Source organism: Vibrio hepatarius (assembly GCF_001274785.1).
Classification (GTDB): domain Bacteria; phylum Pseudomonadota; class Gammaproteobacteria; order Enterobacterales; family Vibrionaceae; genus Vibrio; species Vibrio hepatarius.
The window spans coordinates 212,391-223,540 of sequence record NZ_LHPI01000016.1 but is presented as its reverse complement, the minus strand read 5'-3'; the positions used below and the strand labels follow the sequence as shown (position 1 = coordinate 223,540).

Genomic DNA, 11,150 nt, shown 5'->3' with positions numbered 1-11,150 from the left:
GGTCTATATTTTTAAAGAGCTACTCTTCTTTGTGACTTACATCACTTCGGAAGAGGCGGCCATTCTAGCGAGATAATCTTCAGTGTCAAACACTTTTTTCAAATTATTTCGTTTTTTCTTTTTGGCCCGTCTGACTGGCTTCAAACTCTTGTGAGCCCTTGCCCTGTCGACGAGGAGGCATTATAGAGATCGCCATCACATTGGCAAGCGTTATTTTGAAAAAATTGCAAAAATAACGCTTAAACGCGCAACTTTCACTCAAAGCCTTATTTATCCAACTTTACCCCAATATAGCCAACACAATACACACAGAGTTATCCACAGATCGTGTTTTTTAGCCAAAATAAAAGGTCGCCTTAGCGACCTTTTCATCATCTATATGGAAGTAACTTTCTATTTAAATACCCGAACCATGTTGTTCATCGTCTTCTTCGTGCAATCCACACTCTCTTTTTAGACCGAAGAAACGTGTTTCCTCTTCTGACATGCCCGGTTCCCATTTTTTAGTGGTATGGGTATCGCCGACAGACAGGTAACCTTCATCCCATAGCGGGTGGTAAGGAAGGTTGTTCTCTTCTAAGTAATAGTGGATATCTTTGTTCGTCCAGTCGATCACCGGAAGGAACTTAAACACACCATTCTGGATCGACAAGATCGGAAGACCAGCACGAGACTTCGATTGCTCTCGGCGAAGTCCAGAGAACCAAGTACCAACATTAAGCTCATCCAGAGCTCTGCGCATCGGCTCGACTTTGTTGAGCTTGTTGTATTTCTCGATACCTTCAATCCCCTGCTCCCAAAGTTGCCCGTATCGAGCTTCCTGCCAGTTAGCACTTTCTTTAGCTCGGTACACTTTGAGGTTGAGAGTCAGTTGTTCACTCAATAAATCAATGAAACGGTATGTCTCTGGAAACAGATAACCAGTATCTGTAAGAATAATAGGCGTATCCGGCTTTTGCGCTGTGACTAGATGAAGCATTACTGCAGCTTGAATACCAAAGCTTGACGATACAACATGCTCCCCTTCCAAGTTTTCAAGCGCCCAAGCAACTCGTTCTTGCGCTGACAACTGCTCAAGCTTCACATTGATTTCTGCAAGACGGAGGATTTGCTCCGTCTTGGTGAGTTTGAGTAGTTCTGCCAGCTCCAATTTTGAAGCTACAGAATCAAGCATAGAAATCCCTCTTCGACACAAATACTTCTTCAATGATGCCAGCACGAATAGTGAAGTCACCGAAGCATTCGCCTTCTTCTCTTTCTTTCGCCCAGCGACCAACCAGTTGGTCAATCTCTTCTAGGATCTGTTTGTCGGTGATGTTCTCTTTGTACATCTTCGGTACTCGCGTACCACCACGGTTACCACCTAGGTGTAAGTTGTAGCGACCTGGCGCTTTACCGACTAGACCGATCTCAGCCAACATCGCCCGACCACATCCGTTCGGGCAGCCAGTCACACGTAAGATGATGTTGTCTTCTTTTGGCAAACCGTGTTTGGCTAAGATAGCCTCCACATCAGTAACAAACTCAGGTAAAAAGCGCTCGGCTTCGGCCATTGCCAGCGGACAGGTTGGGAAAGCGACACACGCCATTGAGTTCTTACGCTGCTCGCTCACAGACTCGTCCATCAAGCCGTGTTCAACGGCGATCTTCTCGATCTTCGCTTTTTGGCTCTTAGCGACACCCGCAACAATCAGATTCTGGTTTGCGGTCATGCGGAAGTCACCTTTGTGGATCTTCGCAATTTCAGCAACGCCTGTTTTAAGCGGTTTACCTGGGTAATCCAGTAGTCGGCCGTTTTCAATGAACAATGTTAAGTGATGTTTGCCATCGATCCCTTCAACCCAGCCAATACGGTCACCACGCTCTGTAAACTCATAAGGGCGGCTGGTTTCGAACGTAATACCAGCACGCTTTTCAACTTCAGCTTTAAATACGTCGCTACCAACACGGTCTAAAGTGTACTTGGTTTTCGCATTCTTACGGTTAGAACGGTTACCCCAGTCACGTTGAGTGGTAACCACAGCTGCAGCTACATCGAGTGTTTTCTCTAGTGGGATAAACCCAAAGTCATCAGCGCGGCGCGGGTAAGTCGAAGTATCGCCGTGAGTCATTGCCAGACCACCACCAACTAGGACATTAAAGCCCACCAGCTTACCGTTTTCTGCAATTGCGACGAAGTTAAGGTCGTTCGCGTGCACGTCAACATCGTTTTGCGGTGGAATGACTACTGTCGTTTTGAACTTACGCGGTAAGTAGTTGCTACCTAGAATTGGCTCTTCGTCAGTCGTTTCGACTTTTTCACCGTCCAACCAGATTTCCGCATACGCACGAGTCTTAGGTAGAAGATGCTCACTGATCTTCTTCGCCCACTCATACGCTTCTTGGTGCAACTCTGATTCAACTGGATTAGTCGTACACAATACGTTACGGTTAACGTCACCCGCCGTTGCAATTGAGTCGATACCGATGCTGTTTAGCGTTTGGTGCATCAGCTTGATATTTGGTTTCAATACGCCATGGAACTGGAACGTTTGACGCGTCGTCAGACGAATACTTCCATACAGAGAGTGCTCTGTTGCAAACTTATCGATCGCCAACCACTGGATTGGAGTGATGATGCCGCCAGGCATGCGAGCGCGTAACATAACGTTGTGTAGCGGCTCTAGCTTTTGCTTAGCACGTTCGTTACGAATATCGCGGTCATCCTGCTGGTACATACCGTGGAAACGAATCAGTTGGAAGTTATCAGCGGTAAACCCCCCCGTGATACGGTCTTGCAAATCTTGCTCGATCGTACCGCGTAAAAAATTACTTTCTCTCTTTAGACGCTCGTTATCCGCAAGTGGTCCTAATTCTTCGCCTAATACAACCTGCTTATTATTTTCGATAGAAAAAGTCATTAGTACACATCCCTTTGGTAACGTTTAGCTTTACGTAAGTCATTAATAAATTGTTCAGCATCATCGCGTGGCATCTTACCTTCTTGCTCAGCAACGATAACTAAGGCATCGTGAACGTCTTTCGCCATACGAGTCGCATCACCACATACGTAGATGTAGGCTCCTTCTTGAATCCACTGCCACACTTGCGCTGCGTTTTCTAGGATACGGTGTTGCACGTAAACTTTTTCTACTTGGTCACGGCTAAACGCGACATCAAGACGGCTCAATAATCCTGACTTAAGGTACTTTTGCCATTCAACCTGATACAAGAAATCTTGAGTAAAGGTACGGTCACCAAAGAACAACCAGTTTTTGCCTTCTGCGTCACGGTTATCGCGCTCTTGGATAAAGCTACGGAATGGCGCAATACCAGTACCAGGACCAACCATGATGATTGGTGTATTGTCGTCTTGAGGAAGTTTGAAGTTATTGTTGTTCTCAACAAACACTTTCACTTCACCACCTTCTTCTAGACGCTGAGTCAAAAAGCTCGACGCGCCACCAAAGCGTTTTTCGTCGTCTTTGTCGTACTCAACCAAGCCAACAGTCAGGTGCACTTCTTCATCGACTTCTGATTGGCTCGAAGCAATTGAATATAGGCGTGGCGTCAAACGGCGTAGCAAACCAATTAGCTCTTCAGCTGACAGCTTGGTTTTCTTCTCCGCTAGGACATCAACCACTTGGGTATTCGTCGCATACTCACGTAGCTTGTCTTTATCTTCCACCAGCTTTTGTAACTTTTTGCTGCCTGATAGCTCGGCAAACTTAGTCACTAGTTGAGGGTTAGACGCCGTGATCTCAAACTTGCTAACCAAAGCGCTATGAATAGAGATACTTTCGCCATCGACATCAACACTCTCTACACCGGAAAGACCGACTTTGCCAAGAATCGCGTTGGCCAGCTCAGAGCTGTTGTCGAACCAAACACCCAGCGCATCACCTGGTTGATACGTTAAACCTGAACCTTCAAGGTCGATTTCTACATGACGCACGTCTTTACCTGAATCTCGACCAGTGATTTTCTGGCTGGTCAGTAACGTCGCCGTGTATGGATTTTGTTTGTTGTACTGAGAATGGCCAGACGCTTGACCAACTGGTAGTTGTACCACTTCAGCCTGAGGGCCAGCCGCTAGATCATCTTTAACTTTGTCTAGCGCTTTCGCTTTCCACTCTGATGCAGGCGCTTCGTAATCAACATCGCAATCTACGCGGTCAATAAATGGCGTCGCACCTAATTTCGATAAGTACGTGTCAAAGTCTTTACCAGTTTGGCAGAAGAACTCATAGCTCGAATCTCCTAAACCGATCACGCCGTATTTCAGGTTTGGTAGCTTAGGTGCTTTCTTTGACTGCAAAAACTCGTGAAGTTCGATGGCATTATCTGGAGCTTCACCTTCGCCGTTAGTCGACGCCACGATGATCACGTGGGTCTCCTTCGCTAGGTTTTTGCCTTTGTAATCACTGGCGTCAAACAGCGCAACGTCAATACCTTGTGCTTTTGCTTCTTGCTCCAGTGATTCTGCTACACCCTTTGCGTTACCCGTTTGAGAGGCAAAGATAATGGTTAGCTTACCAGCAGGTTGAGCTGCAACCGCAGCGGCCGCTTGCGTTAATGGTGCTGTCGCCGAAGCCGTCTGAGGTTGAGACTGGGCTAAGCCCCAGAAATAACCACTCACCCAAGCGAGCTGTTGTGACGATAGACCAGCTACCGTTTGTTGTAATGAGCCAAGCTGCTGATCATTGAGAGGAGCAGCAATTGACGGTAATTCTTGTGAGGTGTTTCCTTGAGAGGGAACATTCTTGTTTAAAGACATGGTCACGACATCCCTATTCATTGCGTGAGCATAGGTTAACCACTCTCTTTAATAACAAGAAAGAATAGAAGTGAATGTTTTATAACTTTTGGAAGTAAAGAGCGGTTAATTAATACTCATTGAACTATTTGGCTTCGATTCGAACTTGTTTAAAGCCAACCGCCATTGCTGATTTGGAGGCGAGGTCTAAGTCTCCGTAGTGACATTCTTCACCGTGGGAATCGGTCAGTAGCACCAAACCACCACGTGCATGCCTGAACTCCACTATCCAACTGCCTTCTTGGGCTGACGGTTCAATAATGGCTTCTACCAACTGTTTTTCTCTGAATAGGTTTCTTAGCTCAGTGATCGTCATGAGATTCCTTTCTCTGCCAGATATAAGACTCCTTATTAAGGATGGGTCAAACCGAGAAAAGTGCTAAAGAATAATTTTACATATAATCAAAGGGTATAAAAAAACGCCGCTATATCGAGCGACGTTTTAAAGAAAATCCAAATCAGCTTAGAAACGGTATTCTGCACCAGCATACCAACCGTGAGCGAAAATAAATGGTTTGCCCAACTCAGATTCGCCGACCACTTTGAAGTCATCAGACTCCAAGTCGATCGCACGATAACCACCTTTCAGTAACAGTTGCCGCTCTTTGACATCAATACGGTATTGTAAACCCGCCATCAGATCGGTGTTCTTGATACCTTGAGAATCACCAAAATTCATTTCACCAATCACATCAAAGTTAGTATTAGGTACGCTTAACTCTGCATAGCCGTAAAATGCCCAAATCAGCTCATCAAAGCTCACTTCCGCTTGAGTATCAGCGTTGCGGTAGTAGGTATTTGAAAGGTCACTGACCGTCACACCGGCATCAAAACGCATCAAGTCGTGCTCTAAAATGCGGTAATAAAGCGATAAATCTAACTTATCAAACGCCATGTAGTCTGCATCTACTGAAGAGTAGCGAACGCGAGCGTTTGGTAGGAACTTAACATCGTGTTCTATTCCTGCATAGAAACTTGGCGTGCTGTCTCTATCGCGATTTACTTCATTGACTTTTGTTCTGGTCCACCAGCCTTCAGCTCCAAACTTTGTTGTCAGCGAAGATTCTGCGTAGGCAGATACTGACATAACAGCGGCGGCTAAAATGGCAATGGTTTTAAAGCCCATGAAATTGATTCTCCAGTGTGGAACTTGAACTCTTCCGTTGTATAACAGCTTAATAATGCTGGGAAGATGTGTATACGATATGCACCGATTCTACCATACACACAGCTTAAGCCAGCAACTATTTCTCTTTTGCCACCCGCTATGATCTAGGCTGCACAACGAAGGATTTAAAGAACCAAACCCCAAGAGCAATCACAATCAGCCACGGCAGTATCTTAAGTACCGCGCCAATCATACCGAGCAACACCATAACAACCATAGCAAACGCGATTCCCGCGAAAACGGTCAGCATAGTGACGCCAGTCACTAATAATGTCGCGGTGAAAACCAAAATAAAGATTAACTCAAACATACGCATCTCCTTTGTTTCATTTTATCTTTCAGGATGTATGCCAATATTTAAAATTAGTCTATCCACTTGAATAATATGAATAAAAATAAAAAGGCGCTCTTAAAGAGCACCTTTTGTAAAACAATGTTGGTAATTTTAACCACTATGCGTGGTCATTTTTACACATCTAGTTCTTTGGGAATTTTGGCTAATGCCGCTTCCACCACCTCAATACCAGAGCCAGGTTTATGCGCGTTTTCACTAATGTAACGACGCCATTGACGCGCTCCTGGCATATTTTGGAATAAGCCCAACATATGACGGGTAATATGGCCAAGATATGCCCCTTTCGCCAACTGTTGTTCGATGTATGGGTACATCTCTTGTACCACTTGGGTGCGCTTCTTGATTGGCTTATCCAAACCGAAGATCTGTTGATCCACCTCAGCAAGGATATATGGGTTTTGGTAAGCTTCACGCCCCACCATCACGCCATCGAGGTGTTTAAGGTGCTCTTTGGTCTCTTCGAGTGTTTTAACGCCACCATTCACCGCAATCGTCAGATGCGAGAAGTCTTTCTTTAGCTGATAAGCTCGCGGGTAATCCAATGGTGGAATTTCACGGTTTTCTTTTGGGCTAAGACCAGAGAGCCACGCCTTACGAGCATGAATGGTAAACTGCTCACAGCCACCTTTCTCTGAAACGATAGAAACAAAGTCGGTTAAGAACTCGTATGAGTCTTGGTCATCGATACCGATACGCGTTTTCACGGTTACTGGCACGTCCACAACTTCTTTCATTGCTGCAATACAGTCAGCCACCAGCTGCGGCTCTGCCATCAAACACGCACCAAAGCGACCATTTTGAACTCGGTCTGATGGGCAACCAACGTTCAGGTTGATTTCATCATAGCCACGCTCTGCGGCTAACTTGGCACAGGTTGCTAAGTCTTGCGGATTTGAACCACCAAGTTGAAGCGCGACAGGATGCTCTTCTTCGTTATAAGCAAGAAAGTCCCCTTTACCGTGGATGATAGCCCCTGTGGTAACCATCTCTGTGTACAGCAAAGTTTCGCTCGTTAGCAGGCGATGGAAGTAGCGGCAATGGCGATCTGTCCAATCGAGCATGGGTGCGATAGAAAAACGCTGTAAGGCAAAGTCGTTGTTTACATCGATGTTAGACACTGAGTATTCCTCATAAGGTCTAGGTTTGGTGGAATCTGATCACAGAAATAGCCTAGAATAGAGCCTGGGCTCTAAAAGTTCACAATTTCTGCAATTTTGCAAAGTAATCGCGTATTATACACCACTGAAGAAGCACATTTACAGAGCGGCACAGTGATTAACAATCTCTCATCCTGTGGCAAACTGGTTTAATGTCCTGCAATCAATGGGTTTACGCTGTCACTAGCAAGTGCCGTAAAACTTATTGAACAAATGTTCCGATATACCTTATTGAGCGATCCATCAGAATTACTCTATGAAGCAACGATATAATTCAATAAATGGTATATTATTAGCAATGTCCAATAGTAATGGTGAATAGTTTGGACCATCAGTTAGTCAAACAAATTGAAGAAATCTGTGCAGCCCGTGGAGTTAGACTGACTACGCAGCGCAAGCGTGTCTTTGAGCTTATCTGCTCAAGTCCAAAAGCGTTTAGTGCTTATGAATTGCTGGAAGAGCTACAAAAAGTTGAACCGCAAGCTAAGCCACCTACGGTATACAGAGCGTTGGATTTTTTACTCGAACAAGGCTTCATCCATCGAGTAGAATCAACGAATAGTTACATCCAGTGTTGCTCTTGTAACGCACACAAACATTACTCGCATTTGTTGATATGCGATAAATGCAGCAACGTTATTGAACTTCAAGATGATAGTTTGGTAGCCTTACTTGTTGATAATGCAGCAAAGCATGATTTTACGATCACCAACCACGTCATCGAGACTCATGGGGTTTGTAAAGCTTGCTCGGCTGATTAGCGAAAGAAAAATATAGTAGATAATTATGCGCGCTGAATTTGTTAACCCGTTTTTAGCTTCGTTGATGAACGTACTAAAGACGATGGCAGCACTAGAGTTAAAGCCACAAAAACCAAGAGTCAAAAAAGATGAAATCGCACGTGGCGATGTATCCGGTTTGATTGGTATGGTGGGGCCGCAAACACGTGGCTCAATGTCAATTACGTTTGATGAAACTCTGGCGCTAGAGATCATGCACAAGATGCTTGGTGAGCGTCCAAATGGCCTGAATGATGAAGTAACCGATATGGTCGGTGAAATCACGAATATGGTCACAGGCGGCGCAAAGCGCATTCTCGCAGAGAGTGGCTTCGATTTTGATATGGCAACGCCGATCATTGTATCGGGTAAAGGCCATACCATTCGCCACAAGTGTGAAGGCTCTATCATCATCATGCCTTTCACCTCTCAATGGGGTAATGCCTTCATTGAAATCTGTTTTGAATAGACAGTATTGAGAAAAGTAAAAAAGCTTCCATGTCGGAAGCTTTTTTATTTAAGCGATGATATTGCGTTGCTTAAGTATTTGAATGCAATCGTCTACTAACTCGTCAATCGCCTTCTCTCCGGCTAACAAGTCAATTTCGGGATTGATTGGCGCTTCATAGTCAGAATCAATACCAGTAAAGTTGCGGATTTCTCCCGCTCGCGCTTTCTTATACAGCCCTTTAGGGTCACGCTGTTCGCACACTTCAAGCGATGTATTGACATACACTTCAAGAAACTCACCTTCTGGCACCATTTCCCTGACCAACTGACGCTCAGCGCGGTGGGGAGAAATAAACGCCGACAGAACAATCAGTCCGGCGTCAGCCATCAACTTAGCTAGCTCACCGATACGACGGATGTTTTCACGGCGGTCTTGCTCAGAGAAACCCAAGTCACTACATAGACCGTGGCGTACGTTATCACCGTCCAACAAATAGGTGTGGTAACCCTGCTCGGCCAGCTTGTTTTCCAACGCACCAGCAACCGTCGATTTACCAGCACCCGATAATCCCGTAAACCATAATATCACTGGTTTTTGCTGCTTTAACTTAGCGCGGAACTCTTTATCGATGGAGTGCTGATGCCAAACGATGTTCTCGTCTTTAATCGGCGTTTCCGTTGTCATAATTCAATCCTTTTAAAACGGGAAAAACTGAGGAATAAGCGCTAGTACCAATACCGAATAAACGATAGAGATCGGTATGCCTACTCTTATGTAGTCAGTAATTTTGTAATTCCCTACGCTGTATACCAATAGATTAGTCTGGTATCCGTAAGGAGAGATAAAACTTGCGCTAGCGCCGAACAGTACCGCCATAATAAACGGCATCGGGTCTACGCCGTAGCTGATCGCCATACTGTAGCCCAGCGGAAATGCCAGAGCTGCCGCGGCATTATTGGTGACCAACTCGGTCAGAACCAGCGTTAACAAATAAGTCGCGACTAAGGCACCAAAGACGCCCCAGCCGTTAAAGCTCTCCATAAACATCTGGCCTAAGCTTTCAGACAAACCAGATGAGAGCATCAATTGGGCGATCGACAGTGCTGAACCAACGATCACCACGATATCAATTGGGAAGCGGCGGCGCAGTTCACTGAGTTGGACGATACCGCTAAACAAAGCTACCAACAGAAACACCGAAAGACCTTTGATCAGAGGTACCCAGCCAAGCAGTGCAAATGCGATCACCGCGCAGAAACCACCTAAAACCATTGCTGATTTGTGCGAATCTAAACGAGCACTGGAGTCGAGGTCGTTGATAACGACAAACTCTTTGCGGTGCGCGCGACGTTCTTGTTCAAAGCGTTTACCAGGTACCAACACCAAGGTATCGCCAGCGTTTAAGGTAATATTACCTAAGCCGCCTTGTAGTCGTTCATGTCCACGTCGGATTGCAACAACCACCGCGTCAAAACGGTCACGGAAATGACTCGATTTCAGGGTCTTGTTACAAAAGCTCGCCGAAGAACTCACGACTACTTCGACAAAGCTTTGGCCGTTAAGATGGTGCTGACCAAAGAGCGTCAGCCCTTGAATATCTTGCAGTGTTGCTACGCTTTCAACATCACCACAAAACAACAAGCTATCACGTGCCTGCAAGACAAAGTCTGGCTCAACTGGTGCGATGGTTTTACCGTCACGCACGACTTCAGCCAAGAACAACTTACGCAGAGCGCGCAGGTTATTCTCATTGATACTACGACCGACTAGCGGTGAACCCGGCTCGACTTTCGCTTCTAGAAAGTAAGACAGCTCTTCTTGGTTTTGATCTTCATAGCTCGGCAGAAGGTAACTCAGCGGGATCAGGATCAACAAGCCCGCCACCAGCACCGATAAACCGATCATCGTCGGAGAAAAAAAGCCTAAACTTGGCAATCCTGCATCTTCAACAAAACTGTTGATGATCAAGTTGGTCGAAGTGCCGATCAGGGTAAGAGTACCGCCTAAGATCGCCGTATAAGATAGCGGGATCAACAACTTGGACGGCGCGTGTTGCTGGTTACGTTTAATCGCACTGATCAGTGAAATCACTACCGCAGTATTATTGGTGAATGACGACAAAAAAGCGGTCGATAATCCCAATTTGGCGACCACAGTGCCTAAACAGCCGGTTGATAAAGAGCGGCTCACCCAGCTTATCAGCATGGTTTTTTCCAGCGCCGCCGACGCTACGATCAGTAGCACCAGCGTCACCAGCGAAGAGTTGGTAAAGTTAGTGGCAACATCGCCGACTTCAATCATGCCAGCCATAAAAGCAATAAATGCCGCGCCAGCAAAAATGAAGCTCGGTTTAATGCGTGTTGTTAATAGGCAGGTTACTGTCCCCAGTAACAACGCCAACACAAAACCTTGTTGCCACATAACTCTTCCTTGTCAGTAAGTGAG

General features: G+C 45.7%; 11 protein-coding genes. 2 read left to right on the top strand and 9 right to left on the bottom strand.

All coding sequences use genetic code 11. The annotated features are described in order from the left end of the window. Positions 1 to 397 precede the first annotated feature (397 nt). The 7 genes from AKJ31_RS16200 to dusA form a co-directional block, all read right to left on the bottom strand. Positions 398 to 1,174 carry a phosphoadenylyl-sulfate reductase gene (locus AKJ31_RS16200; protein WP_053410126.1) on the bottom strand — a complete coding sequence of 259 codons (777 nt, stop codon included), beginning with the start codon at positions 1,172 to 1,174 and terminating at the stop codon, positions 398 to 400. After that, positions 1,167 to 2,900 (bottom strand): assimilatory sulfite reductase (NADPH) hemoprotein subunit, encoded by a 1,734-nt coding sequence (cysI, locus tag AKJ31_RS16195; protein ID WP_053410125.1) that lies wholly within the window; start codon positions 2,898 to 2,900, stop codon positions 1,167 to 1,169. The genes AKJ31_RS16200 and cysI overlap by 8 nt, the downstream gene beginning before the upstream one ends. After that, positions 2,900 to 4,756: an assimilatory sulfite reductase (NADPH) flavoprotein subunit gene (locus AKJ31_RS16190; protein ID WP_053410124.1), complete on the bottom strand. Its 1,857-nt coding sequence runs from the start codon at positions 4,754 to 4,756 to the stop codon at positions 2,900 to 2,902. Before AKJ31_RS16190 ends, cysI begins: the two co-directional genes overlap by 1 nt. Positions 4,757 to 4,880: 124 nt before the next feature. Continuing rightward, complete coding sequence (locus tag AKJ31_RS16185) at positions 4,881 to 5,111, bottom strand: hypothetical protein (protein ID WP_053410123.1); 231 nt, start codon at positions 5,109 to 5,111, stop codon at positions 4,881 to 4,883. 147 nt (positions 5,112 to 5,258) lie between these two features. After that, positions 5,259 to 5,921 (bottom strand): TIGR04219 family outer membrane beta-barrel protein, encoded by a 663-nt coding sequence (locus AKJ31_RS16180; protein WP_053410122.1) that lies wholly within the window; start codon positions 5,919 to 5,921, stop codon positions 5,259 to 5,261. A 139-nt stretch (positions 5,922 to 6,060) separates the two neighbouring features. After that, positions 6,061 to 6,273, bottom strand: coding sequence for an envelope stress response protein PspG (pspG, locus tag AKJ31_RS16175; RefSeq protein WP_053410121.1), 213 nt, complete (start codon positions 6,271 to 6,273; stop codon positions 6,061 to 6,063). Between the two features lie 158 nt (positions 6,274 to 6,431). Then, complete coding sequence (dusA, locus tag AKJ31_RS16170) at positions 6,432 to 7,427, bottom strand: tRNA dihydrouridine(20/20a) synthase DusA (protein WP_281173359.1); 996 nt, start codon at positions 7,425 to 7,427, stop codon at positions 6,432 to 6,434. 353 nt (positions 7,428 to 7,780) lie between these two features. Here dusA and zur point away from each other — a divergent pair, with 353 nt between their 5' ends. Together zur and AKJ31_RS16160 are read left to right on the top strand one after the other, a co-directional pair. Beyond that, on the top strand, positions 7,781 to 8,236 hold the full coding sequence (gene zur, locus AKJ31_RS16165) for a zinc uptake transcriptional repressor Zur (protein ID WP_053410120.1): 456 nt from the start codon (positions 7,781 to 7,783) through the stop codon (positions 8,234 to 8,236). A gap of 25 nt (positions 8,237 to 8,261) precedes the next feature. Then, the gene (locus AKJ31_RS16160; protein ID WP_053410119.1) at positions 8,262 to 8,723 is read left to right on the top strand and encodes a chemotaxis protein CheX; all 462 of its coding nucleotides are present in this window, start codon (positions 8,262 to 8,264) and stop codon (positions 8,721 to 8,723) included. Between the two features lie 48 nt (positions 8,724 to 8,771). On the opposite strand, the gene cysC is transcribed toward AKJ31_RS16160, so the two are convergent. Further along, a complete protein-coding gene (gene cysC, locus AKJ31_RS16155; protein ID WP_053410118.1) occupies positions 8,772 to 9,389 on the bottom strand; it encodes an adenylyl-sulfate kinase in 618 nt (205 codons plus the stop codon). 12 nt (positions 9,390 to 9,401) lie between these two features. Beyond that, on the bottom strand, positions 9,402 to 11,126 hold the full coding sequence (locus AKJ31_RS16150; protein WP_053410117.1) for an SLC13 family permease: 1,725 nt from the start codon (positions 11,124 to 11,126) through the stop codon (positions 9,402 to 9,404). Positions 11,127 to 11,150 lie beyond the last annotated feature (24 nt).